19 protein-coding genes and 1 pseudogene are annotated in these 26025 nt (G+C 67.9%); 8 read left to right on the top strand and 12 right to left on the bottom strand.

Going from position 1 to position 26025, the window contains the following annotated elements; all coding sequences use genetic code 11:
• Positions 1-19 precede the first annotated feature (19 nt).
• Positions 20-2068, bottom strand: a complete 2049-nt coding sequence (gene glgX / locus ABZ004_RS31540) for a glycogen debranching protein GlgX (protein WP_355684781.1) — start codon at positions 2066-2068, stop codon at positions 20-22.
• A 203-nt stretch (positions 2069-2271) separates the two neighbouring features.
• Here glgX and ABZ004_RS31545 point away from each other — a divergent pair, with 203 nt between their 5' ends.
• The 6 genes from ABZ004_RS31545 to ABZ004_RS31570 all read left to right on the top strand — a co-directional run bounded on the left by ABZ004_RS31545 (position 2272) and on the right by ABZ004_RS31570 (position 8282).
• Positions 2272-3297: a Gfo/Idh/MocA family oxidoreductase gene (locus ABZ004_RS31545; protein ID WP_355684732.1), complete on the top strand. Its 1026-nt coding sequence runs from the start codon at positions 2272-2274 to the stop codon at positions 3295-3297.
• Positions 3294-4331: a Gfo/Idh/MocA family oxidoreductase gene (locus ABZ004_RS31550; RefSeq protein ID WP_355684733.1), complete on the top strand. Its 1038-nt coding sequence runs from the start codon at positions 3294-3296 to the stop codon at positions 4329-4331. Before ABZ004_RS31545 ends, ABZ004_RS31550 begins: the two co-directional genes overlap by 4 nt.
• 400 nt (positions 4332-4731) lie before the next feature.
• Positions 4732-5511, top strand: coding sequence for an enoyl-CoA hydratase-related protein (locus ABZ004_RS31555; RefSeq protein ID WP_355684734.1), 780 nt, complete (start codon positions 4732-4734; stop codon positions 5509-5511).
• Positions 5511-6458 carry a methyltransferase domain-containing protein gene (locus tag ABZ004_RS31560; protein WP_355684735.1) on the top strand — a complete coding sequence of 316 codons (948 nt, stop codon included), beginning with the start codon at positions 5511-5513 and terminating at the stop codon, positions 6456-6458. Before ABZ004_RS31555 ends, ABZ004_RS31560 begins: the two co-directional genes overlap by 1 nt.
• Before the next feature lie 32 nt (positions 6459-6490).
• On the top strand, positions 6491-7360 hold the full coding sequence (locus tag ABZ004_RS31565) for an acyltransferase (RefSeq protein WP_355684736.1): 870 nt from the start codon (positions 6491-6493) through the stop codon (positions 7358-7360).
• The gene (locus tag ABZ004_RS31570) at positions 7353-8282 is read left to right on the top strand and encodes a hypothetical protein (RefSeq protein ID WP_355684737.1); all 930 of its coding nucleotides are present in this window, start codon (positions 7353-7355) and stop codon (positions 8280-8282) included. Before ABZ004_RS31565 ends, ABZ004_RS31570 begins: the two co-directional genes overlap by 8 nt.
• A gap of 61 nt (positions 8283-8343) precedes the next feature.
• Here the strand turns inward: ABZ004_RS31570 and ABZ004_RS31575 are convergent, their stop codons facing one another.
• Positions 8344-9612 (bottom strand): hypothetical protein, encoded by a 1269-nt coding sequence (locus ABZ004_RS31575; RefSeq protein ID WP_355684738.1) that lies wholly within the window; start codon positions 9610-9612, stop codon positions 8344-8346.
• 182 nt (positions 9613-9794) lie between these two features.
• Complete coding sequence (locus ABZ004_RS31580; RefSeq protein ID WP_355684739.1) at positions 9795-10514, bottom strand: class I SAM-dependent methyltransferase; 720 nt, start codon at positions 10512-10514, stop codon at positions 9795-9797.
• 118 nt (positions 10515-10632) lie between these two features.
• On the opposite strand from ABZ004_RS31580, the gene ABZ004_RS31585 reads away from it, so the two are divergent.
• Both ABZ004_RS31585 and ABZ004_RS31590 read left to right on the top strand, forming a co-directional pair.
• Positions 10633-11415, top strand: coding sequence for an electron transfer flavoprotein subunit beta/FixA family protein (locus ABZ004_RS31585; protein WP_355684740.1), 783 nt, complete (start codon positions 10633-10635; stop codon positions 11413-11415).
• Between the two features lie 14 nt (positions 11416-11429).
• Positions 11430-12377 (top strand): electron transfer flavoprotein subunit alpha/FixB family protein, encoded by a 948-nt coding sequence (locus ABZ004_RS31590; RefSeq protein WP_355684741.1) that lies wholly within the window; start codon positions 11430-11432, stop codon positions 12375-12377.
• A gap of 37 nt (positions 12378-12414) precedes the next feature.
• Here the strand turns inward: ABZ004_RS31590 and ABZ004_RS31595 are convergent, their stop codons facing one another.
• The 9 genes and pseudogenes from ABZ004_RS31595 to ABZ004_RS31635 form a co-directional block, all read right to left on the bottom strand.
• On the bottom strand, positions 12415-14049 hold the full coding sequence (locus ABZ004_RS31595; RefSeq protein ID WP_355684742.1) for a helix-turn-helix domain-containing protein: 1635 nt from the start codon (positions 14047-14049) through the stop codon (positions 12415-12417).
• 324 nt (positions 14050-14373) lie between these two features.
• A complete protein-coding gene (gene menC / locus ABZ004_RS31600; protein WP_355684743.1) occupies positions 14374-15471 on the bottom strand; it encodes an o-succinylbenzoate synthase in 1098 nt (365 codons plus the stop codon).
• Entirely contained in the window at positions 15471-16319 is an 849-nt protein-coding gene (locus tag ABZ004_RS31605; RefSeq protein ID WP_355684744.1) for a GNAT family N-acetyltransferase, read from the bottom strand. Before ABZ004_RS31605 ends, menC begins: the two co-directional genes overlap by 1 nt.
• Positions 16316-17437, bottom strand: coding sequence for a M20 family metallopeptidase (locus ABZ004_RS31610; protein ID WP_355684745.1), 1122 nt, complete (start codon positions 17435-17437; stop codon positions 16316-16318). Before ABZ004_RS31610 ends, ABZ004_RS31605 begins: the two co-directional genes overlap by 4 nt.
• A pseudogene (locus ABZ004_RS31615) lies at positions 17437-20747 on the bottom strand (LpqB family beta-propeller domain-containing protein). The gene ABZ004_RS31610 and the pseudogene ABZ004_RS31615 overlap by 1 nt, the downstream one beginning before the upstream one ends.
• On the bottom strand, positions 20744-21523 hold the full coding sequence (locus ABZ004_RS31620; RefSeq protein WP_355684746.1) for an ATP-binding cassette domain-containing protein: 780 nt from the start codon (positions 21521-21523) through the stop codon (positions 20744-20746). Before ABZ004_RS31620 ends, ABZ004_RS31615 begins: the two are co-directional and overlap by 4 nt.
• On the bottom strand, positions 21520-23433 hold the full coding sequence (locus tag ABZ004_RS31625; RefSeq protein ID WP_355684747.1) for a dipeptide/oligopeptide/nickel ABC transporter permease/ATP-binding protein: 1914 nt from the start codon (positions 23431-23433) through the stop codon (positions 21520-21522). Before ABZ004_RS31625 ends, ABZ004_RS31620 begins: the two co-directional genes overlap by 4 nt.
• Positions 23433-24425, bottom strand: a complete 993-nt coding sequence (locus tag ABZ004_RS31630; protein WP_355684748.1) for an ABC transporter permease — start codon at positions 24423-24425, stop codon at positions 23433-23435. Before ABZ004_RS31630 ends, ABZ004_RS31625 begins: the two co-directional genes overlap by 1 nt.
• Complete coding sequence (locus ABZ004_RS31635; RefSeq protein ID WP_355684749.1) at positions 24425-26011, bottom strand: ABC transporter substrate-binding protein; 1587 nt, start codon at positions 26009-26011, stop codon at positions 24425-24427. The genes ABZ004_RS31630 and ABZ004_RS31635 overlap by 1 nt, the downstream gene beginning before the upstream one ends.
• Between the last annotated feature and the right edge of the window lie 14 nt (positions 26012-26025).

Below are 26025 nucleotides of genomic sequence, written 5' to 3' on the forward strand. Positions count from 1 at the left end.
TAGCCCCACCTGAGGAGAGTCAGAGGGCGCGGAGGAGGACCAGGCAGCGGGGGGCCAGCGGGACTACCGCGCCGGCGACGACCTCGGTGGCGCCGCTGTTGCTGGTGTCCAGGACGACCTCGTACGCCGGGGCCCAGGAGGCGTCCGGTACGACGACGTCGCGGGTTTCTGCTGTTGCGTTGAGGGCGAGCAGGAACGAGTTGTCCACCGGAATGTTGCCCTCGGCATCGGTTCCGCGGATCGCGTCGCCGGCCAGGAACATCCCGATCGTGCGCAGGTTCCCGTCGTGCCAGTCGTTCTCGGTCATCTCTCCGCCGTGCGGCGCGATCCACGAGAGATCCTTGCGCCCACCCGGTACGACCGGCTGGCCGGAGAAGTAGTGCCACTGCCGCAACGCCGGATGCGCCGCCCGCAGCGCGAGCATCTTCTTGGTCAGTTCGAAGTGATCCGGCCACAGCGCCGGTAGTGACCAGTCGAACCACGAGGTCTCGTTGTCCTGGCAGTACGGATTGTTGTTCCCGTGCTGCGTCCGCCCGCACTCGTCCCCGGCGGTGATCATCGGTACGCCGGTCGACAGCACCAGCGTAGCCATCAGGTTCGCCATCTGCCGCTTCCGCAACGCGATCACGCGAGGATCGTCGGTCTCGCCTTCGACACCGCAGTTCCAGGACCGGTTGTCGTCGGTGCCGTCCCGGTTGTCCTCGAGATTCTGCTCGTTGTGCTTGTGGTTGTACGACACCAGATCGCGCAACGTGAACCCGTCGTGCGCGGTGATGAAGTTGATCGACGCATACGGGTAGCGCCCGTCGTCGCCGTACAGATCACTGGACCCCGACAACCGATAAGCGAGATCCTGTACGCCGTACGACGAGGTGCGCCAGACGTCTCGCACCGAGTCCCGGAACTTGCCGTTCCACTCCGACCACGGCGTACCGAAGTTGCCGACCTGGTAGCCGAAGTTGCCGACGTCCCACGGTTCGGAGATCAGCTTGACCCGGCCGAGCACCGGATCCGCCGCGACCTCGGCCAGGAACGGGTGATCGGGGATGTCGACCTCGTGCCGCTCGTTGCGGATCAGCGTCACCGCGAGGTCGAAGCGGAATCCGTCGACGCCCATCTCCTCGACCCAGTAGCGCAACGAGTCCATCACCAGCCGGCGGACCTGCGGGTGCGAGGTGTCGACGGAGTTGCCGGTGCCCGTCACGTCGTACATCGTGCCGCCCTGGGTGAGCCGGTAGTACGCGCGGTTGTCGATGCCGCGGAAGCTCAGCGTCGGCCCGTCGAAGCCCCCCTCGGCGGTGTGGTTGTAGACGACGTCGAGGATCACCTCGATCCCGGCCGCATGGAACGCGGCGACCATCGCCTTGAACTCGGCGACCTGCTCGCCGGTCGAGCCCGACGACGAGTACGGCGCGTGCGGGGCGAAGAAGTTCAGCGTGTTGTAGCCCCAGTAGTTGGGCAGTCCGCGCGCCGCGATCGCGGGCTCGGTCAGGAAGTGGTGGATCGGCAGCAGCTCGACCGAGGTCACCCCGAGCTCGACCAGATAGTTGATCACCGAGGGATGCGCCAGGCCGGCGTACGTGCCGCGCTGATGCTCCGGTACGTCGGGGTGCAGCTTCGTGAACCCCTTCGTGTGCAGCTCGTAGATGACCGTCTCGGTCCACGGAACCGGCCGGCTGATCGGCGGCGGCGGGTCCGAAGGCGCGACGACCACGCCGACCGGGACGTGCCCGGCCGAGTCGCCCTCGGAGGAGTCGTAGATCAGCGGGCTGGCGAAGTCGAGCGATCCGTCGACCGCGCGCGCATAGGGATCGAGCAGGAGCTTCGCCGGGTTGAACCGCAGCCCGTGAGTCGGGTCGAACGGTCCGTGCACCCGGTAGCCGTACCGCTGGCCGGGTCCGACGTCGGGGACGAAGCCGGTCCAGAACTCTCCGGCGTGCACCAGATCGAGGTTGCGCTGACTGCCGTCAGCCGCGATCAGGGCCAGCTCGACGCGCTCGGCAGAGGGCGCCCACAGGGTGAAAGTAGTGCCGTCGGCCTGGACCACCGCGCCCAGACGGGGTTCCAGATCCGAGGAGGGGCCGAGCTCGTTCGGGGCGGCGGTGGCTTCGGTCACCGGCACATTGTGCCCATGTCCGCACCAGGACGCCTCCCCGGAGTCCGGATGCTGTGGACAAACTGTGCCGTAGATGTTCGAAATTGATGGTTGCGAACAAAGGCACACAATAATAAGGTTCCCTGCATTAGTCAGGACAAACCAGTAGGGACGCCATGGCTGAGCCACAACTGACCGGTCTGACGGTCGGCCTGATCGGCGCGGGCAACATCGCGCATGTCCATGTCGAGTCCTGGCGGGCGCTGGGCGTCCGGGTGCTGGTGCATTCGCACGCCGGTGCGGCCGAGCTCGCGGCGCAGTACGACGGGCTGGAGGTCGCCGATTCGCTGGACGCGCTCTTCGCCGCGGTGGACTTCGTCGACATCGTGACGCCGTCGGCGACGCACAAGGAGGTCACCCTTGCCGCGATCAAGGCCGGCCGGGACGTGATCTGCGAGAAGCCGCTCACGCTGACCGCGGCCGAGTCGCGGGAGCTCGCCGACGCGGCCGCCGCGGCCGGCGTACGGATCTATCCGGCACATGTCGTGCGGTTCTTCCCCGAGTACGTCGCGGCGCACGAGGCCGTCGTCGCCGGGAAGATCGGCGAGGTCGCCGTCGCGCGCTTCTTCCGGCAGGCGTCGTCGCCGGCCGCGCGCGGCTGGTACCGCGACGTCGCCCGCTCCGGCGGCGTGATCATGGACCTGATGGTGCACGACCTCGACCAGGCCCGCTGGATCTGCGGCGAGGTGACCAGCGTGTACGCCGTACAGAGCCCGCCGTCGGTCGACGGGATCAGCCCGGTCAACGTCGCGGCGCACGTCACGCTGACGCACGAGAGTGGCGCGATCAGCCACCTGCGGGCGACCTGGGGAGCCGAGGGGACGCGGTTCAGGACGGGCTTCTCGATCGCCGGGTCCGCGGGGCTCCTCGAATACACCTCCGACAAGGACACCGGGTTCGACGAGGAGTTGCAGGACAACGCGGCGACCGGCGATCTGCTGATCCCGTCGTCGACCCTGTTCGAGAGTCCTTATCTGACGCAGTTGCGGGAACTCGCGGGAGCGTTGCGAGGTGGGCCGGAGCCGCGGGTGCTGGCCGAGGACGGCATCGCCGCCGTCTATCTGGCCGAGGCCGCGCGCGAATCGATGGCGACCGGTCGCACTGTCGACATGAACACTTTCTCTCCGGGAGTCTCGGCATGAAGGTTGCCATCGCGTCGTTCGCTCACACCCACGCCTCCTCGTACGCCGGATTGCTCGCGGGGCTGCCCGATGTCTCGGTTCTGACAGCCGACCCGGATGGCGCGGCGGCACCCGATTCCGGGCCGCGTAGTGCCGAGTTTGCCGCGAAGCATGGGGTGGCCTACGTCGACTCCTATGACGAGCTCTTTACCTGGGGACCCGATGCGGTCGTTGTGACTTCGGAGAACTCGCTGCATCGCGGGTTGGTCGAGCGGGCCGCTGCGGTTGGGGCACACGTGCTGTGTGAGAAGCCGTTGGCGACCGAGGTCGCTGATGGCGAGGCGATGCTCGCCGCTTGTGAGGCGGCGGGGGTGATCCTGATGACGGCGTACCCGGTGCGCTTCGCGCCGTCGTACGGGCGGCTCCGGGCGATGGTCGAAGCCGGGCGGCTCGGCGACGTGTTCGCGGTGATGGGGACGAACAACGGGAAGATCCCGTATGCCCAGCGGCAGTGGTTCACCGATCCGGCGTACGCGGGCGGGGGAGCGCTGGTGGATCACACGGTGCACTGCGCCGACCTGATCGACGGGCTGACGGGTGGGGTGGAGGCCGTTCGGGTCTATGCGGCGGCCAATCGGGTGCTGCACCGGGACAAGGGGGTGTCGGTGGAGACCGGCGGGTTGGTGACCATTACCTACGCCAATGGTTTGCTGGCGACGATTGACTGCTCTTGGAGCATGCCCGACAACGGACCGACGTGGGGTGGTGTCACTCTCCAGGTCACCGGCACCAACGGCTCGGTCGAGATCGCCCCCTTCGCCCAGCACGTCGGCGGTACCGACACCACCGGCGAGGTTTTCCTCCCGGTCGGCGGCAACCTCGACGCCCTCATGCTCACCGAATTCCTCACCGCCGCCCGCACCTCGGGCCCAGCCGTCCCCGGCAAACCCCCCGCGGTCGTCCCCCAACCAGACGGCGCCGTTGGCCTCCGCACCCTCCGCATAGTCGACGCCGCCCGCCGCTCCGCCCTCTCCGGCCAACCCGTCGACCTGTAATCGGTGTGCCCACCTCTCCGCCGCGGGGTTCACCCCCTCCCATAACAGGGTGCGAACCCCGCGACAGGGAGTGGTCCCCGTGGCCGGTGGGTGAACCCCCGTGGCGAGGGCTGACCCCGTGGCGGATAAACCCCGTGGCGGGGGTGGTCCCCGGGGCCGGTGGGTGAACCGCGCGGCGCGGTCGGTGTGCTGGGCTCTTCGTGGCGGGGTTCGCCCCCTCGTATAGCAGGGTGCGAACCCAACGACCGGGGGTGATCCCCGCAGGCGGTGGGTGAACCGCGCGACTGCGGAGGCGCGTAGGCGGGGCGGGGCGGCACCTCGTAGTACGAGTGGGGCGGGTGGTCCGGTAGCGTGCCCCGGGATGTGACCGGTGGGTAGGGCTGACTGGAGGAGCGAGGCGATGGGTGAGTTCGTCAATCTGACGGTGAGTGACGGGGTCGGGACGATCCGGCTGGATCGGCCGAAGATGAACGCGCTCAACGTGCAGGTCCAGGACGAGATCCGGGAGGCTGCCGACGCGGCCGCGGCCGACGACGCCGTACGGGCGGTCGTCATCTACGGCGGCGAGCGGGTCTTCGCGGCCGGTGCGGACATCAAGGAGATGGCCGACATGTCGTACGCCGACATGGTCAAGCGCTCCGGTCCGCTGCAGGCCTCGCTGTCCGCGGTTGCCGCGATCCCCAAGCCGACCGTTGCCGCGATCACCGGGTACGCGCTCGGCGGCGGGTGTGAGCTCGCGCTCTGCGCCGACTACCGGATCGCCGCCGACGACGCGAAGCTCGGCCAGCCCGAGATCCTGCTCGGCATCATCCCCGGCGCCGGCGGCACCCAGCGGTTGTCCCGGCTGATCGGCCCGTCCAAGGCCAAGGACATCATCTACACCGGCCGTTTCGTCGACGCCGCCGAGTCGCTCCAGATCGGCCTCGTCGACAAGGTCGTCCCCGCGGCCGACGTGTACGACGCAGCCGTTGCCTGGGCCTCGCAGTTCTCCCGCGGCGCCGCGCTCGCGCTCCGGGCCGCGAAGGAGGCCATCGACGCCGGCCTCGGCGTCGACCTGAACACCGGCCTGGAAATCGAGCGCCAGCAGTTCGCCGGCCTCTTCGCCACCGAGGACCGAAGCATCGGGATGAAGTCTTTCGTAGAGAACGGCCCGGGCAAGGCCGAGTTCAAGGGAATCTGATGACTACTGCCGGACCGAAGCCCGCCGCCTCCGCCGAAGAGGTCGAGGCCGCGTGGAACGACAACAAGCTCGCCCAGGTGCTCTACCACGACTGGGAAGCGTCCACGTATGACGAGAAGTGGTCGATCTCGTACGACGAACGCTGCGTCGACTACGCCCGCGACCGGTTCACCGACGTCGCCGGTTCCGACGGCTGGCCGTACGGCAAGTCGCTCGAGATCGGCGCCGGCACCGGCTTCTTCACGTTGAACCTCAAGCTGGCCGGCGTCCTCGCCGAAGCACACGTCACCGACCTGTCGCCCGGCATGGTCGAGGCGGCCAAGCGCAACGCCGACACCCTCGGCTTCGCGATCGAGGGCAAGGTCGCGGACGCCGAGAAACTCCCGTACGACGACGACACCTTCGACCTCGTCATCGGGCACGCGGTGATCCACCACATCCCCGACGTCGAACTCGCCTTCCGCGAGATGCTCCGCGTCCTCAAGCCCGGCGGCCGGTTCGTGATCTGCGGCGAACCCACCCGGTACGGCGACTTCGTGGCGCGCCGCCTCTCCCGGCTCACCTGGTGGGCGACCACCAACGTGACCAAGCTGCCCGCGCTGAGCCACTGGCGCCGCCCGCAGTCCGAACTCGACGAGTCGTCCCGCGCGGCCGCCCTCGAAGCAGTCGTGGACCTGCACACCTTCGACCCGGACACGCTGGCCCGGATGGCCGAGCGGGCGGGCGCAACCGGCGTACGGACTGTCACCGAAGAGCTGCTGGCGGCCTGGGTCGGTTGGCCGATCCGGACGTTCGAGGCCGCGGTGCCGGAGGAGAAGCTCGGGTTCGGCTGGCGGATGTTCGCCTACAAGTCCTGGCTGCAGCTCTCCAAGGTCGACAAGGTGCTCGCTCAGGTAGTCCCGGACGAGCTCTACTACAACGTGTCGATCACCGGGGTTGCACCTTAAGGATGCTGACCGGGCGTGCGCATAATGGACGGATGCGCTTGCTGACCGCGGCGAATCTGCGCTGGGTGGTGCGCCACCGGGCGTGGACCCCGTACTACCTCAAACGGTACTGGCGCTTCGCGATGTTCAAGCTGCGGCACCCGCAGGTGATCACCGAGGGATTCGTTTTCCTCGGCAAGAAACTTGAGATCGTTGCCAGGCCGGGGCACGGCCGGCTGATTCTCGGCAAGTGGGTGCATCTCGGCGACGAGACCCGGCTGCGGGCGCACGAGGGGACGCTGCGGATCGGCGACAAGGTGGTGTTCGCGCGCGATGTGACGGTGAACTGCTACCTGGACATCGAGATCGGGGCGTCGACGCTGATCGCGGACTGGACGTATATCTGCGATTTCGACCACAAGACCGAGGATCTGGATCTGCCGATCAAGGACCAGGGGCTGGTGAAGTCGCCGGTCCGGATCGGACCGGACTGCTGGCTGGCGACCAAGGTGACTGTGACGCGGGGGGCCGATATCGGCCGCGGGGTGGTGATCGGCGCGAACAGCGTTGCCCGAGGCAACATCCCGGCGTACTCCGTGGCCGTCGGCGTCCCGGCGGTGGTAGTGCGGGACCGGGTCACCCGCTACGAGGCCGAGGCAGAGCGCCGGGCGTACCTCGAAAAGTTGGCCCGCGAGAACGAGCGGACCGCCGCGAGACTCCGCGCGGGAGCGCCCGCAGTACCGGCTGAAGTACCTGACGAGGTGGGGTCCGACGGGATAGATGTGTCGGGGGGAGGGGCGCCGGGTAACGGAACACGTACTGCTGGTGATAGAGCAGATGTGAGTAGGGGGTTCTCAAGTTACTCGCCAGTCGGGCACTATGTCCCGGACGTCGTCGTCGGAGAGGAGAAGCAGCGTGGCTGACATCAACCGGCAGCCGAGGCTGGACCAGGCTGCTGCCGACGGCTCGATCACGGGCGCACGGCACCGGGCGGTCGAACCGGTCCCGATCGTGGCCGAGAGTGCGGACGTCGCTACGTTGGACAGTGTGGACGACGTGTTGCCGGTCCCGGTACCAGGTGTGCGGCGGAGATTGACGCCGCGTCCGGTCCCGGGCAACAAGCGGAAGAAGCCGCCGGTGCTGGGACCGGCGGCGGACGAGGAACCGACCCCGGCTGAGGAGATGGACGACGTGGGTACACCCGACGACAAGGCGGCCAAGGCCGTCGATGCCGAGAAGGCGGTGACACCGCTGGGCAAGGAGACTGAGGAGACTCCTGCCGGTGGTCGCACGGCGACGGCGACGAAAGCCGCCAAGCCGAAGACGGCCGCGGAGATCGTCGCGGCCCAGAAGGCGCGCGAGAAGGCTGCAGCGGAGGCCGCCGCGGGGGCTGCCGACGACGAGACCTCGGTGACGAAACCGCTCGTCCGCCAACCGGCAGCCGCCAGTACGCCGACCACCGGTACGACGGCAACCGGTGCCGCGGGCAACAAACCTGTAGTGAAGAAGGCAGTGCCTGCGAAGCCGGCCCCCAAGGGCAAGCTGTCCACCGTCGGCTCGGGCGTGCGGAAAGCCCGGAACCTGATCGCCTCAGTGGTCTGGCTGATTGCCGTACTGGCCGCAGCCGTGCTCGCACTAGGTGCCCTCTTCACCGCCCTGGACCAGACGAACCAGAGCAACGAGATCGTCCGCTTCGTCCTCGAACGCGGTCACGACGTAGTAGGCCCCTTCAAGGACCTCTTCCGCCTGGAGACGGCCAAGAACACCCTCCTGGTCAACTGGGGCATCGCAGCCCTCGTCTACCTGATCGCCGGCAAAATCCTCGAACGCTTCATCCGCCCGTAAGGCGGACAACGAGAACGGCCCCGGATCACCAGGATCCGGGGCCGTTCTCTGTCAGCAGTTGTTACGTGGTCGGCAGCAGGGCGATGCGTTCGTGGATCTCGTTGCCGATGTGGGTGGTGTCGGAGCCGACCCAGAGGCCGTCCGTGGTGAGGAGGAGGTCGTAGCCGCCGATGCCGCGGTCCTTGGTGGGGTTCCAGGAGTAGGCGAGGCCGCTGTTCGGGTTGAGGGCGCCGATGGCCTGCCGGGAGACGGCACCCGGGCCGGCGTCGTTGTCGCCGTACGGGTTGTTCAGGTACCGGTTGTGGCCCTGGACGTAGACCGACGAGGTGGTGACCTGGACCGAGAGCAGCGTGTCGCCGCCGGTGTAGTTCACCCAGACCGGCTTCTGCGCGACGAGGTCGTTGACGTTCCAGCGGGTCGCGGAGTCGCACAGCCGGCTCGGGTCGTCCGGTGCCGCGGCGCCGGTGGTGACGATGACGAACCAGCCGCCGTTCGGCGCCCAGTCGACGTCCCGGGTGTACGACGGGGTGGCCGACGAGCAGGCGTGGTCCCACAGCGGCGAGTACCAGCTGCTGACCGTGGTGGAGCTGGTCCCGAGTGTCAGCAGCGCTGCCTGGCGACGGGCCTTGCCGCCGACCGAGGAGAAGGTGCCGACGATGACGAGGCGGGTGCCGGCCGGGTTGACCGAGAACCGGAAGACCTTGGTCGGACCCGATTCCGGGTTGCCCGGGTAGGGCACGCCTGCGATCGGGACATTGATGTAGCCGGTGTTGCCGCCGGTGGTCGGGTTCAGCGCGACCAGCTTCTGCGCGAACGAGCCGCCCGCGATCAGCCGGCCCTTCACGAAGGCGAGGTCGGTGACCGAGCCGGTGAGGTTCGCGTTGAACTTGGTGTCGACCGCACCGGTGGTGGCGTTCAGCTTCACCAGCCCGGTGCGCTTCACGCCGTTGACCGTGTTGAAGTAGCCGCCGACGAACAACGACGTACCGTCGGTCGCGAGCGCCCACACCTCGGAGTTGAAGGTCGCGTGCAGGCCGGTGATGCCACCGGTCTTGGGGTTGAACGCGAACAGCCGGTCACGCGCGATCAGGGTGGTGCCGTTGTACTGCTTCACCTTGGTGAACTGGCCACCGACGAAGATGGCACCACCGTGGTTGAGCATCTTGTAGACGGCGCCGTCCTGGATCCGCGGAGTGATGTCCGAGGGGTTCTCCGACACGACGGTGGTCTGCGAGATCGGGGAGGCCGACGACGGCCCGCCGAGGAACACCACGACGACCGCCGCGACGGCGGTCAGGGCGACGCCGATCGCTAGCACGAGCTTTTTCATTCTCAAGGAATCCAAACCATGGTCAGGGTCCGACTGTGACGAGGCAACCGGGGCGGCAGCCAGACAGGTCGCGAAGGACGCGGACGACTCTGACATATCCAGCGGGTGTTATAGAAGTCACCTGGGGTCAATTTTTCCAAGCCTTGGCCGGATGGTTATCTGGCGGCCCGGGCGGGAACCGGTCAGGGAGCCTTTCGGGCCACCACGAGGAGGTCGAGGGAGTCCTCGACCTCCTCGACCACGAAGTCGGTGGCTCGCACTGACTGCACAAGGTTTATCAGAGATTCGGCCCACTCCTGGTGACCATCCGCCAACTGGGCGTCGACAAGATTTCCGTACTGCGCCTCCCAGGCGGCCAATCGCGGTCCGTGCCGCAGCCCCGCCACCGTCGTGACCTCGAGCTCGGCCGTCACCAGCTCCACCAGCTCGGGGCCGGTCAGCTCCCTGGTGTGGTACCAGTTCCCCGGCGGGAAGGTGAGCCGGTTGGGGGTCGTCAGTACGACGGTGCCGCCGGGCCGGACCACCCGGGCGCACTCGGCGACGAAGGCCGGCTGGTCCCAGAGGTGCTCGATCGTCTGCATCGACACCACCAGGTCGAACGCGTCATCGGCCAGCCCCTGCTGCACGAGGTTGCCCTGCAGCACCTTGAGTTCCGGATAGACCTTCGTGATGTGGCGCAACGCCGTACCGTCGTAGTCCAGGCCGACGACCGACCGGGCGCCCGTAGTACGGAGATGTTCTGCTCCGTATCCTTCGCCGCAGCCGGCGTCCAGGACCCGGCCGGTGGGTGGGATCAGGGCGGTCAGCCACTGGTACGCCGCCAGGTGCCGGGCATACCAATAGTTCTCGTGCCAGATCCCGGGCGCCGTTCTCTCCCCGGTGAGCGGTAACGTCTCAGCCACCAGCCGAGCTTAGTGTCCCGCAAGACTGTGATGGGACTCGCACCACGCTTATGTTTCTCGTGAGTAACATCCATGGCAGGCTGGGAGTGACCGTTAACCAGAAGGGGTCCCACACGCTATGAAGATCGTCGTCTGCGCGAAGTTCGTGCCGGATGCCACCGCGGACCGCCGCTTCCGCTCCGAGGACAACACGGTGGACCGGGCCGGTGTCGACGGGCTGCTGTCCGAACTGGACGAGTACGCCGTCGAAACGGCTCTCACCGTGAAGGAAGCAGGTGACGGCGAGGTGACCATCCTCACCGTCGGGCCGGAGCAGGCCGCGGACGCCATCAAGAAGGGTCTCCAGATGGGCGCCGACGCCGGCGTCCACGTGAACGACGACGGGATCCACGGCTCCGACGCCGTGGCCACCTCGCTGATCCTGGCCAAGGCGCTGGGCAAGCTGGAGGCGGACCTGGTCGTGTTCGGGATGGCCTCCACCGACGGCTCGATGGGTGTCGTCCCGGCGATGGTGTCCGAGCGGCTCGGGCTGCCGGCCGTCACGCTGGGCTCCTCGGTGACCGTCGACGGCGACAAGGTGACGATCCGCCGCGACGGCGACACCGCCTCCGACACGATCGAGGGCACGCTGCCGCTCGTGCTGTCGGTGTCGGACCAGTCCGGCGAGCCGCGCTACCCGTCGTTCAAGGGCATCATGGCCGCGAAGAAGAAGCCGGTCGAGACCTGGTCGCTGGCCGACCTGGAGCTCACCGCCGACCAGGTTGGTGGCTCTTCGTCCTGGACCGAGGTCATCGAGGTGACCGCACGGCCGCCGCGCAGCGCCGGCACGATCGTCACCGACGAGGACGGTAGCGGCGCTACCCAGCTCGTCGAGTTCCTGTCCACCAACAAGTTCCTCTGAGAGGCGAGTTAGCCATGTCGAACGTTCTCGTTCTCGTTGACCACACCGGTGGCAAGGTCCGTAAGACGACCGCGGAACTCCTCACCATCGCGCGCCGGCTCGGCGAGCCGGTAGCCGTCTACATCGGCGACGGCGTGCAGGACGCGCTGCCGGCGCTCGGCCAGTACGGCGCGACGAAGGTGATCGCGCTGACCAACCCGGAGCTGTCGCAGTACCTGGTGGCGCCGAAGGCCGAGGCGCTGCAGCAGGTCGCCGCCAAGATCGAGCCGTCGGCGATCCTGATCTCGTCGAATGCCGAGGGCAAGGAGATCGCCGCCCGGCTCGCGGTCAAGCTCGAATCGGGTCTGATCACCGACGCTGTCGACGTACAGGCCGGTCCCGTCACCACGCAGTCGGTGTTCGCGGGGAACTACTCGGTCCAGTCGAAGATCACGCACGGGACGCCGATCATCACGGTGAAGCCGAACGCGGCGACGCCGGAGGCGGCCGAGACCTCGCCGGAGGTGGAGGAGTTCGACGTGACGATCTCCGACGCCGCCAAGACGGCCCGGATCACCGACTCCAAGCCGCGCGAGGCGACCGGTCGTCCGGAGCTGACCGAGGCGGCGATCATCGTGTCCGGTGGCCGCGGTACCGGCGGCGACTTCGGTCCGATCGAGGCGTTCGCCGACTCGCTCGGTGCCGCGGTCGGTGCGTCGCGCGCAGCCGTCGACTCGGGTTGGTACCCGCACGCCTACCAGGTGGGCCAGACCGGCAAGACCGTCTCGCCGCAGCTCTATGTTGCCGCGGGCATCTCGGGTGCGATCCAGCACCGGGCCGGTATGCAGACCTCGAAGACGATCGTTGCCGTCAACAAGGACGAAGAGGCGCCGATCTTCGAGCTGGTCGACTTCGGTGTCGTCGGCGACCTGCACAAGGTCCTCCCGGCTGCCACCGAGGAAGTCACCAAGCGCAAGTCCTGATCTCCCGCTGAAAGCCCGGCCACTTGTGGCCGGGCTTTCATTGTTTACGGGGTGGGGGAAGCACGCGGAGTTGGAGCATGGCGGCGAAGCGGGCTTCGGGGTCGTCGAGGTTGAGGTCGCCGACCTCGGCCAGGCGGCGGAGGCGGTAGCGGAAGGTGTTCGGGTGGACGTAGACCGATCCCGCCGCCGCGATGACGTCGCCGAAGGCGTCCAGCCAGGCGCGGAGTGTCTCGACGAGGTTGGAGTTGTGCTCCCGGTCGTACGCGATCAGCCGCGCGATCGGGCCGGTCGGCTGGTCACCCCGTGCCTCGATCAGATCGCGGAGTTCGAGCAGCAGGCTCTCGACGTGGACGTCGGCCAGTCGTGCGACGCGGTGCGGGCCGCGGGCGGTTCGTAGTACGCGCAGTGCGCGGTCGGCGCCCGCGCGGGCGTGCGGCAGGTGCGAGTTCTCCCGTACGACGGGACCGACCCCGATCGTCGCGGTGACGCGATCGCCGATCCGCTCGAGGAAGTCCTTCGCGATCCGTACGGCGTTCTCCTCGCCGTCGTGGCGATCGGGCTGGACCGGGATCAGCCCGTAGGCGACATCGCCCACCAGGGCCGCCGCCGATCGGGGATGCACTGCGCCCAGGTGCATGGCGAAGGCGTCGGCGAGGCGCTGGCGTTCGGTGGCTAGACCGGCGTCGCTCAGATCTGTTGGCTGAGGAGTCGAGAGGGCGAGCACGACGACGGGCTGGTCGGCGAGACCGAGGCGGTCGAGGGCCTCGCGGGCACCGGCGCCGCCTTCGAGCGCCGTACTGACCAGGTCGGCGCGGAGGCGGCGCTGGACATCGGCGCCGGCGCGGATCCGCAGCATGTGGAGGGCGACGAGTTTGGCCGCGTCGCAGAGGGCCTGGGTGCGTTCCTCGGTGAGCGGGGTCCGGACGACGACCCAGATCGAGCCGAGGATCTCGTCGCCCGCGCGGACAGCGACGGCAACCCGGGGGATCGTGAACGCACCACTGGCGTGCGGGAGGGGAGGGACCTGCACCGGCTGATCGGTGCGGTAGAGCTCGCGGAAGATGCCGAGCTCGTTGAGCAGGCGGGAGTAGCGCTGCGGGACCTGGCGTCCGAGCACCGTCTCGACCCGAGCCTCGTCCGCCTCGTCCTGCCTGCCCGAGAAAGCAAGCACCCGCGAACTCCGGTCCTCAATAGTCACCGGAGCATCCAGTAAAGCCGCCGCCGCATTCGCCAGCGCAAACAAATCCCCCGAAGGCATTCCGCCAAGCGTCTCCGGCTCCGCAACCCCCACATCCCCCTCAGCCAGCACCGACCGCAGCAACACAGCGAGCTGATCCCAGGAAGCGCCCCGAGTCAGCCCCAGCAGCGCTACCCCTGAGTCCTCCACAGCTTTGGTGATCAGCTCATCGGAGGTGATGGGCGAGCGGACCACGAGGGCGGCTGCGTTGTGGTGGCCCAGGCCTTGGAGGAGGTGGGCGACTTCTTGCGGGTCCTGGAGGCCGACGCCGAGGACGAGGGCGTGCTGGGGGAGGACGGGTTCGTCGACCGGGTCGTGGATGACGACGCCGCCGATCTCCGCGGACTGGTCGGCGTCGCCGTGGACGAGTTCCAGCAGCGTGTCGCCGAGGTCGTCCAGAACCCGGCCGAGACTGGCCCGAGGCCGATTCGTCACGGAACGCAACACCCTCCCGACGCTAGAACCCGAACCCCCACCCTAGTTCGTACTCTTGGACAGTTTCACCTCCCAGTTTCGTCCGATCCAACAGCTGACCACTCGCGACCACCGCGCCCGGCCGCGCCTTCCGTGTGCTCCGCCCCTCCTTGTGGGGTTCGCCCCCTGCCATACCAGGGGGCGAACCCCGTGAAGGGGAGCGGAGCCCCGTGAAGGGGAGCGGACCCCGCGGAGGGGGAGCGGACCCCGCGGAGGGCGGCCGACCCCGCGGAGGGAGGAGTGCCCATGGAGGGGTGGAGCCGCGAAGGGGGCGAGGTGAGGCGGCTACAGCGGGAGCCATTCGGTGGAGGTGGTGACTTCGGCGAGGACGTCGGGGAGGGGGACTACGCCGATGCCGGGGGTGGTGGGGACGGGGAGGTGGCCGGCGTCGAGGGTGAAGGGGGTGGTGATGTCGGTGCGGTAGTAGCGGCTGGAGGCGGAGGTGTCGCCGGGGAGGGTGAAGCCGGGGAGGGCGGCCAGGGCGACGTTGGCGGCTCGGCCGAGGCCGGTTTCGAGCATGCCGCCGCACCAGACCGGGATGCCGTGCGCGACGCAGACATCGTGGATCCGGCGCGATTCCAGATACCCGCCGACCCGGCCGGGCTTCACGTTGATGATCGAGCAGGCGCCCAGCGAGATCGCCGCGGCCGCCGACCGCGCCGAGGTGATCGACTCGTCGAGGCAGACCGGCGTCTTGATCAGCCGGGCGAGTTCGGCGTGCCCGAGGATGTCCTCCTCGTCCAGCGGCTGCTCGATCAGCAGCAGCTCGAACGGGTCCAGCCGCGCGAGATGCCGCGCATCCGACACCGCGTACGCCGTATTCGCGTCGACCTGCAGCAACACGTCCCCGAACCGTTCCCGCACCGCAGCGACCGGCTCGACATCCCAACCAGGCTGGATCTTCAGCTTGATCCGCAGATACCCCTCGTCCAGATACCCGCCGACCGCGTCGAGCAGTTCACCGATCGAATCCATGATCCCGACCGACACCCCGCACGGCACCCGATCGTGCACAGCCCCCAACTCACGCGCCAACGGCCGCCCCTCGGCACGCAACTCGGCATCCAGTACGGCGGTCTCCAGCGCCGCCTTCGCCATCCGGTGCCCATGAAACCGGGCCAACGCCGGTGCGACCCCAACAGCGGAAACCGAACCACCCAACGCGGGCACGAAGAACCGCCGCAGGACGTCGATCGCCCCGTCCACGTACTCCGACGAGTACAGCGGCCCGCTCATCGCCACGCACTCGCCCCACCCTTCGGCCTCGGTGCCGACCACCCTCACCAGCAAGGCGTCCCGCGTCGTCTCGGTCCCGAACGACGTCCGGAACGGCGACACCAACGGCAACGAGATCCGTCGCAACTCGACCCCGGTCAGTTTCATCAGACTGTCCTCTCCACGACATACCAGCCGGCCCGATCGAAGCCGGTCACCTGCGCGCCGTCCGCGAGCAACCCGCCGAGCACCTCACGCACCGCCAGCCGCCAGTCCTTGGCGACGCCGGGGTCCGTACTGCGTAATCCTTCGGCATCAGCCGGTACGGCGACCAGCAAAGGACCCTCGTCGCTCCCGGAACCCAGCACCGGCCGCCCGTCCTCCACCCGCCCCAACGCGACCGTTGCCCCAGGCAACGAAGAAACCACCACGGGACTAGGCCGCCCGGCAGCCGCTTCACCTACCTCGGGCGTATCCAGCTGCCATCGGACCAGCAGCCGGTCGGAGTCATCCCCGTTGTTGATCCCGTCCTCCATCTGCCCGTAGAAGTTCGGCAGGTACTCCGCCGGTCGCGCGCCGAGCTTCACCACGTTGAAGTAGGCGTTCCGCCGGATCAGCGGATCGAACGTCCACGAGATCGCCGTCACCCCGCGCCGCAACGCCCAAGCCCGCTGATGCAACTTCAGCGCGAACCCGACATTGCGCCCGCGAGCAGCCCCGGACACCCCGGCGACATGACTGTGCATCGCGACCGTGGCCGGCGCCTCGAAGAACCCGACACAAGCCCCGATCAGCTCGTCGCCGTCGAACGCCCCGCCGACGTAGTTGCCCGCCTTCGTCAACGCCCGCAACAGCTCGGTGGTCACCGGCGGGTTCTTCGGATCCGGCCGCCAGATCGCGTCGTACAGCCGATACACCTGATCGAGTTCGGCCAGCGCGGACAGCTCCCGGACCTGTACGCCGGCCGCTTCCGCCGCCGCCACGCTGTCCCGGTCGGCATCCAGCGTGCTGATCATGGTCTGTCCAGCAAGTCATCGATCAGAGCAACCAGCAAAGCAGTTCGCGGTGCGATCTCGGCGACCACGACGTGCTCGTCGTCGGCATGCGCGCCGCCACCGACGGCACCCAGGCCGTCGAGGGTCGGCGTACCGACCCCGGCGGTGAAGTTGCCGTCGGATCCACCGCCGACCGAGATCTCCCGCAACGCCGGCAGCCCGAGGTCGCCGGCCAGTCGAGAGGCCCGTTCGAAGAGGTCGATGGACATCTTCCGCTCGAGCGGTGGCCGGTTGGGGCCACCAAGGATCTCCAGCGACGACTCGGGCAGCACCGGCGTCAGCGCGTGCAGTTCCTTGTCCACCCGGAGCTGCTCCTCGACATCGCGAGCCCGTGCATCGATGAGGAAGCTCGCCGTGGCGGGCACCGTGTTCCGCGTAGTACCGGACGTCAGAACGGTCGGCGTCACCGACGTCCCACGCGAAGCGTCACCAAGGTTGCTCACGGCAAGGATCTGATGCGCGGCCTCGATACTCGCGTTCACCCCGAGCTCCGGTTCGAGCCCGGCATGCGAAGCCCGCCCGACGATCCGGATCTCGTAGTTGGATACGCCTTTGCGCTCGAGCTTCAGTGCACCGTCCGCCGAGGCCTCCAGCACCAGAGCGGCGACGCATCCCGCCGCCTCCTCCTCGATCAGCGCTCGCGACGAAGGCGATCCGAGCTCCTCGTCACCGGTCACCAGCAGCGTCACCCCGTCGGCGGCAGGCAGCGCGGCAATCGCGTGGAAGGCCATCACCAGGCCTGTCTTCATGTCGAAGGAGCCCGGACCGCGCAGTACGCCGTCCTCGATCACGAACGGATGGCTCTCCAGCGACCCGATCGGCCAGACCGTGTCGTGATGCGCAAGCACCAGGACCCGCGACGGCCCGTCGCCGAGCCGCCACCGCAGATGGGTACACCCGTCCACGACCACGTACTCCGGTGCGCTGCCCAGCAACCCGGTGCCGAGCTCGGCCACCAGGTCGGCGCTCCGAGCCACCGCCGCCTGATCCGACGACGGCGACTCACAGGTCACCAACCGCTCCAGATCCGTCAGCATCTGGGGCAGCGCCGCCTGCATCCGTTCGACCAGTGACGTCATCAGCTCACCTTCGGCGTCGCACGGACCCCGGCGTGCAGGTACTTCTCGCCGGTGGGCAACGAATAGAAGGTCACTGGCATCCACGTCTGCGACCCCGGCGGCCGCACTGCGAACAGGTCGCCAGTCTCGTCCACCGGCACCAGCGGATACTCGTGCGTCGGCTCGGGCACCAACTCAGCGATCGGACCGGTCGTGGTACTCCGCAGTACTGCTTGACCGTCCTGCACGAACACCTCGTCGATGGTGCTGGCCCGCTCGTAGCGACCGACGTGCTTGTGCAGGTCGACCGTCGGCGGATCCGCCGGGGGAGCAAGCGGCGCAGGCATGGACAAGTCGGCGAGCTCGAGGAGGATCTCGCGGTACAGGTCCTGATACAGGTCGCGGGTGTTGCCGCCATTGGTCAGCAGCGTCACTGCGAGTCCTTCGGAGGGCAGCAGTCGCAGGAAGGCGGACTGGCCGATCGTGTTGCCGTCGTGGCCGATCAGTCGCTGGCCGTCCCACCCGAACCGGATCCAGCCCAGCCCCCACGAGTCACCGAGTGTGTGCTTGTCCGGCAGGTCCGCCTGCTTCGAGGCCATCAGAGCCGCGGACTCTTCGCTCAGCAGCCGGGTGCCGTCGGGTGCGATGCCGCCGTCGAGGTGCAGCCGGGCGAAGGCCAGTGTGTCGGCGACGGTCGAGATGATCGTCCCGGCCGGTCCCATCGAGCGGGAGATGGCCCAGACCGGCGCAGGCTTCGGCTCTTCACCGGGCTCGCCGACATGTCCGACAGCGGCCCGGTAGAGCATCGCCTCCTCGGGCAGTGTGACTGTGTGCTCCAGTCCGAGAGGTGTGAGGATCCGCTCCCGTAGTACCTGATCCCAGGTCTTGCCGGTGAGCTTCTCGATCACCCGGCCGGCTAGTGAGAAGCCGGAGTTGCAGTAGGACCAGGTAGCACCCAGCGGATGGTTCTGCCCGACCTCGGCCAGCCCGTCGACGTACTTCTCCAAGCAGTCGTCACCACGTCCCGTGTCGGTGAACACGTCACCGTCGATGCCGCTGGTGTGGGTGAGCAGATGCCGCATCGTCACCTGCTTCGCGACATCGGGATCACCCAGCCGAAGCTCCGGCAGCACCTCGATGATCGGTGAGTCCAGGTCGAGCAAGCCCTCGTCGACCATTGCAGCACGAGCGTCGCGGTCCAGACCTTCGAGATCGACCCGATTTGGAACAGCGAGTCGGCCGTTGTCGCGAGCCCTGTGTCCTTGAAGACGACACCAGTTGCGGCCTCGACCAACTCATCACCCCGCAGGATGCCAAGAGCAGCACCCGGTACGCCGTGCTTCGCGGCGAGCGTGTCGAGCCGACGCTGCCAGTGCGCCGCGTCGATGCGTGCACGGCGCGGGCCGGCCGCGTCCCCGGCGTACTGCTCGACCCAGTCGAGGATGCGCCGGTTGAAGTCGAGCCGGTGCGAAGGCCTGCCATCGACGATGAAGAGGTGACTCGCCTCCGGGTAGAGCACCAGCTGCGTCGGTACGCCTTGTTCACGCAACGCGGTGTGCCACTGCTGCGCCTGGCCGACCGGGCAACGGACGTCCGCGTCACCGTGCAGCACCAGAGTCGGGGTCTTCACCTTGTCGACCTGACTGATCGGGGACATCGCAGTGAAGTCACCGGGACCGTTCAGCTCGTAGACGCTGAGGTAGTGGCCGCTGTCCGACGTACCGCTCATGCTGGTGAGGTCGCTGACCACACCACCGGTGACTGCTGCAGCGAACCTGTCGTCGCGGCTAGTCAGGTAGCAGGTCATGAAGCCGCCGTAGCTGTAGCCGGCTACCGCAAGCCGCTGGGGATCAGCGATGCCCTCGGCAACCAGTTGGTCGATGGGCTCCAGGAAGTCCTTCCCATCGGAGGTACCCCAGCCGCCGAGCACCCCGTTGTAGAACTCCTCGCCATACCCGTCGCTGCCGCGCGGGTTCATCAGCAAGATGCTCCAGCCGCGTGCGACGAGCTCCTGGTGGTAGAGGTGGTACTCGTCCGACACGGCGTTCCACGCGTTGTGCGGACCGCCGTGGATGTCGAGCAGCAGCGGCTGCTGCCCAGTAGCCGACGGATCGCGCATCAGGTAGCCAGCCACGACGGTCCCGTCGGACACGGTGAACTCTCGCTCCTCCCGGAGGAAGTGCTCCACCTCGGCAAGCTTTTCGCCGTACGACGTGCGCGGGGTGACCTCACCGCTCGCCAGGTCTAGTGTGACGACTTCGCCGTACGACGTCTGGGTGGTGAGCACCAGCGCAGCGGTGTTGCCGGAGACGGTGAGACTGGAGACGTTCTGGCCGGCCTGGCCCAGCACGAGCTGAGGAGTGCCGCCGGCAACCGGTACGGAGTACAGGTGACTGCAGCCGCGCTCGCGGATGGCGAAGAGGACCGTGCTGCCGTCATCGATCAAGCAGGGAAGGGCTCCGGGGTACGCCGGTCCGCCGGGCATCACGTTGCGGTCCAGAGACGCCGCCAGGTTCACCAGTTCGCCAGTGTCGAGCGAGAGCCGCAGGAGACCTGCGTGCCCGACAGGTCCGGCGAGGTTGCCGACGATGAGCAATGAGTCGTCTGCCCAGCTCACCGGACCGGCGATGCCCTCAGAGAGACCAGCTAGCTGAGGCGTTGCCTTCTCGTCGGTCGCATCGAGCAGGTAGGCCGGTGCTGTCGGGTTGAGGTCGACGTCGGCCGCAGTACCGGCGCTGTAGGCGAGCTTGGTGCCGTCGGGCGACCAGGAGGGGTCACTGGCGTGCCAGTCGCCTTCGGTGGCTTGCCGGCACTTCTTCGTGTCCACGTCGAGCAGGTGAAGGTGCTGGCGAATGGTCCGCAGCCAGCCGGCGCCGTCGGCCTGGTAGTCCAGCCGCTCGGTGACGATCGGCGTATGCCCGCGCTTCTCGTCGTCCAGCCCAGCGATGTCCACCGGTGCACTGAAGGCGATCCGGGTGCCGTCAGGACTCCACCGTGGCGTCCCTGCTCCCAGCGGGAGAGTGGTGACCTGCTCCGGTTCACCACCGCCGACAGGAAGCAGCCAGAGCTGGGCTGGGCCGTCCTTGGCGCGCAGGAACGCCAACTGGGTTCCGTCCGGCGACCAGACGGGAGTGCTGTCGGCATCGCCTCTGGTGAGCTGCTGTGGCTCACCACCAGACGCCGCTACTCGCCAGAGGCTTCGCAGTGTGCGGTCGCCTTCCACGTCGGTCGTACGCAAAACGTAGGCGATCTGGGTGCCGTCCGGCGACAGCGCAGGCTGCTCCGGCACTACGAGGTCGGTCAGATCGTCGATGCGCAGGTGTCGGGTCACGCGGAAGTCCTCCTTGAGTACGAGGTCTCGCGGCGGGGTACGGCGGCGAGAAGCTCTCGGGTGTAGTCGTGTTGTGGATTGTTGAGCACCTGGTCGGCAGGTCCGACCTCGACGATCCGGCCGAGGTACATGACCGCGATCAGGTCGCTCACGTAGCGCACGACGGCCAGGTTGTGCGAGATGAACAGCATCGACAGGTGCAGTTCGCGCTGTAGTGAACGGACGAGGTTGAGCATGGTGCCTTGGACGGAGACGTCGAGCGCCGAGGTGATCTCGTCGGCGATGATCACGTCCGGCTGCCCCGCCAGCGCCCGGGCGATCGCGACCCGCTGCCGCTGACCGCCGGACAACGCCCCCGGATACGCGTCCGCGCGAGCGGCATCGAGTCCGACGAGATCGAGAAGTCGACCGACCTCAGCGCGCCGGCTCCGTCCCGCTGCCACGCCGGGACGACCGGCGCCGCGGGGTACGGCCTCGGCGATCGTGTCGCCGATCGTCATCCGCGGATCGAGCGACGAGTAGGGGTCCTGAAAGACCATCTGGAGCTTTCTTGCCCGGTGGTCGATCGGTACACCGTCCAGCAGGATCCGCCCGGACGACGGCGCGGTCAGCCCGACCGCAGTACGAGCCAACGTCGACTTGCCGGAACCAGACTCACCCACCAGCCCGACCACTTGCCCGGACGGGACGGTCAGGTCGACCCCGTCGACAGCGGTGATCGCGCGGTGGCCCGTGCCGAACCGCACCGACACCTGGTCGAAACGCAGTTCGCTCATCGCTGCCCCGTCCGGATCGACTCGGTGCCCGGGTACCGAGCTTGCCAGGCCGGGCCGGACTGCGGGTTCCAGCAGGCCACCTGATGTGTCGCACCGAGGCTGACCAGCGCCGGATCCTCAGTGCGGCACCTCGCCTCGGCGAACTCACACCGGTCCGCGAAGGCGCAACCGGGCGGGAAGTGCGCCGGATCCACCGGCCGCCCCGGAATCACCGCCAGCGGCTCATCGAGCGGCGTCTCCAGATCCGGTACTGCGGCCAGCAGTGCCCGCGTGTACGGATGGCGAGCCCCGGTCGTCAGCTCACTCGCCGGCAGGTCCTCGACGATGCGCCCGGCGTACATCACCAGAACGCGATCGCAGACCTGGCCGACGACCGTGATGTCGTGACTGATCAGCAGCACGGCGACCTCGTTCTCGGTGCGGATCTGTTCGAGCAGCTGCAGCACCTGCCGTTGCACGGTGACGTCGAGCGCGGTCGTCGGTTCGTCGGCGACGATCAGCGCGGGCGACCCCATCAGGCCCATCCCGATCATCGCCCGCTGCCGCATCCCGCCGGAGAACTCGTGCGGATACTGGTGTGCCCTTCGCCCCGGATGCGGGATCCGGACCGCACGCAGCCGGTCGACCGCCCGCGTCATCGCCTGCCGCCGCGTCATCCCTTGATGCTCCCGAGCACCTTCGGCGAGCTGTACGCCGATCCGCTTGGTCGGGTTGAAGGACGTCATCGGGTCCTGGAAGACCATCGCGAACGACGTACCCAACAGGCGTCGCCGGGCATTCGTCGTACCGCGATCTGCTGTTCGGCCGAGCAGAGGTGCACCGAGGAACGACAGCTCCGAGGCTCGCACTTGTCCCGGCGACTCGATCAGCTGGGCGACGGCGAGTGCGGTCAGGCTCTTGCCCGAACCGGACTCGCCGACCACGCCGACGATCTCGCTCCGGCGGATCGTGAAGCTGACCCCGCGCACCGGCGTGACAGGGCCGGGAAAGGTCACCGACAGGTCCTCGACGACCAGCACCGCGTCGTCGTCCGTCGGCGCCGCAGGCCTGGTCTCCGAAGGTGCTGGGTGGGAGTTCTTGAGGATCGGTACGCCGAAACCCTTCGCCACCGCCTCGCCGAAGAGGTTGAACGCGAGGCCCGCGATGACGACCGCGACGCCGGGAGCCAGGGCGGCGGCCGGATGCACGTAGATGCTGTTGAGGCTCTCGCCCATCAGCCGGCCCCAGTCGTAGGCGGGTGGCTGGACGCCGAGACCGAGGAATGACAGGCCGGCGAAAGCGAGCAAGGCACCGCCTGCCCCGATCGTCGCGTTCACCACGAGCGGTTCGGCGACGTTCGGCAGGATGTGCCGCGACAGCATCCGGAACCGGCCGACCCCGACGATCCGCGCCGCCGCGACGTAGTCCCGCTCGGCGATCCCGGCGACCAGGGTCTGGGTGAGGCGGCCGAACGACGGTGCTCCCGCGAAGCCGATGGCCAGTACTGCGCCCTTCGCGCCGACGCCGAAGACGACAGCGAAGAACAGGGCGAGCAGGAGACCGGGGAACGCGACCGCGATGTTCACCACGGCCGTCGCGAGTCGACCGCCTCGCTTGCCGAGCACAGCCGGTGCACAGCCGAGCACCAGTCCGCAGACGACCGCTATCAGAGTCGCGGTGAGGGCCAGCAGGATCGACGTACGGGAGGCGACGAGTACTCGGTAGAAGATGTCTCGGCCGAGGTTGTCGGTGCCTAGCAGGTGCTTGCTGGAGCTGCCTTCCAGTAGGTGTTCTGTGTCGATTGCTGTCGCCTGGTGAGTCCACAGGATGGGAGCTAGGAGAGCTAGCAGCAGTACTGCGAGTAGGAGCACCCCGGCGCCGGCGCCAACCGGCGTACGGAGTACTGCGATCCAGCGAGCTGTCTTCTTCATCAGCTCTCCCGGATGGTGGATCGGGGATCCAGCAGGGCGAGGATCACGTCGACAGCAAGGTTCACCAGCAGCACTCCTGCGCCGTAGACGAGTACTACTCCCTGAACCAGCGGGTAGTCCTTGGCGAGGATCGAGGACACGATCGTGCTGCCCAGACCTGGCCAACTGAAGACGTTCTCGACCAGGACAGTGCCTGCGACCATGCCGCCCAACAGGAGACCGCCGACGGTGATCGTCGCCGTTACTGCGTTGGGTAGCGCGTGCCGTAGATAGACAGCAGCGGCGGGCAGTCGCTTGGCTCGCGCCGTACGGAGGTAGTCCGTCTGTAGAACTGCCAGGAGTTCGACTCGGCAGATGCGAGCGAGTACTGCGGCTGGTCCTACAGCTAACGCCAGGACCGGCAGCACGTACGACGAGAGGTTGCTGCGGCCGGCAACTGGGAGCCAGTGGAGCTTGACTGCGAAGACGTAGACGAGTCCGACGGCCAGGAGGAACTCGGGGATCGCAGCGAGAACCACTGTGGTGGAGGTGAAGGTCAGCTCGCTATGTGGGCGGCGACCGGCTCTGGTGAGGACGCCCATCGCCAGGCCGACCGGTAGCGCGATGAGCGCCGCGACTACGAAGGCTGCAACAGCTAGCTGGAGTGTGGCCGGCAGACGATCGCGGATGACGTCGGAGACGGGGAGACCGGTGCTGATCGACGTACCGAGGTTGCCGGTGAACAGGTGCTGCAGGAAGTGCAAGTACTGCAGCCAGAGTGGATCGTTGAGGCCGAGTGCTTCCCGCTGGGCGTCGACGACGCTCTGAGCCGCCACTGGTCCGAGTGCTCCGCGCACCGGATCGCCAGGGATCAGGTGGATCATCAGGAACGCCGCGCTGACCAGGACGAGGACAGATCCGACCAGGCGCCCGAGCCGGCGGGCGGCGAACCGCACCCAGGGATGGGTGGAGAGGTTCGCCGCCGCGGCCGGGACGCCGACTGTCGCCGCCACTACTGCGCCAGCATCCGGATCGAGCTCGGGTCGACGCCGTCGTTGAGTTCGAAGGTCGCGCCCTTGGCGAAGATCGGCACGGTCGAGTTCACGAACGGCACCACGTTGACCTGCTGGAACAACGCGCGCTCGGCATTCGCCCATTCACCGCAGCCCTCCGCTCCGGCGATCTTGGCCGCCTTCGCGACCGCGGCGTCGTACCCGGGGTTGTTGATCGAGGAGAAGTTGCCGCCATTGGGCGGCCCCGTGCCGGACAGGAAGCTGACGAGCTGGCTGGGCAACGACGTGGTCAGCGGGATCAGCCCGGTGTGCCAGGTGCCCTGACCGGCCAGGACGACAGTGCTGAGCTCAGCAGTTGAAACCGCCTTGAGGGTGACGTTGACGCCGAGCTCGGTCCAGGTCTTCTGCAACAGCTCTGCTCCGGACTGCATTGTGGGGCCGAGGCTGGTCATGTAGTAGGAGACCAGGGAGAGCTTGGTGCCGTCCTTCGCCCGGATGCCGCCTGCACCTACCTTCCAGCCGGCTGCGTCGAGGCCTGCCTTCGCTGCGTCGAGATCGTGGCCGGGCAGGTTGCCGGTGACGGTGTCGTCGCTGCAAGGGCCGGTGCCGGGGACAACCATGCTGGTGGTCGGCTTACCGGTTCCGCCGGTGATCACCTTGCCGAGCTGAGCCAGATCCAGCGCCTGCGTCAAAGCCTTCCGTACTGCGAGGTCCGCAGTCGGCAGACCAGGCTTCTGGTTGAACCAGAGCTCGCCCAGTGGAGAGCCCTGGCTGCGGGAGAAGAGCTTCTGGGCCTCCAACCGTGCCTTGTCCGGTCCGGCGATGGCAGCGATGTTGATCTGTCCGGCGCTCAGCAGGTTGGCCGCGGTGGTCTCGTTGACGACGACCTTGAGTACCACCTTGTCCGGCATGCCGGCCTGGTCAGCCTTGAACTCGCCCGTGCCCCACGCGTACTCCTTGCGCCTCGTGAGCGTGTAGTGGTCACCAGGCACGGCCTCGGCGACCTTGAACTGGCCTGTGCCGTCCGAGCCCTGCTTGAGCAGCGTGCGGTCCTTCATGCCTTTACCACACACGATGTGCAGACCACCGACGTTGCGGACCAGGAAGGCGTCCGGCGATGGTGCTGTCACGGTCACCGTGCCGGTCGCGTCGTCACCGGTAGCCTTGGCGCCCGCCGGGACGAAGACCCCGATCCGGGTCGACTTGCTGGCCGGGTTGCCGACGAAGGTGATGTTCTCCGCGACAGTGGTCGCCGTCAGCGGCGTACCGTCGGAGCAGGTGATGCCCTTGCGCAGCGTGTACTTCGCGGAGGTGGTGGTGCCTTCCCACTTCTCCGCCAGCCCCGCTACCTCCTTGCCGGTCGCATCGACGTTGGTGAGGGAGTCGTAGAGGAACGCGTCGACCTGCTTGGTGACCGACAGCGAGGTGAACTGCGGGTCGAGGTTCCCGGGGTCGTTGTTCAACGCCATGGTCAGCGTCCCCCCAGCGACCGGCTTGCCCGCAGTACTGGTCTCGCCGCCCGAGCTGCAGGCGGACAAGGCCAGGCCCGCGACCAGCGCTCCGGCGACTGCGATGGTGAGTCTCATAGCTACTCCAGGGC

This window comes from Kribbella sp. NPDC006257, assembly GCF_040613535.1.
Taxonomy (GTDB): Bacteria; Actinomycetota; Actinomycetes; order Propionibacteriales; family Kribbellaceae; genus Kribbella.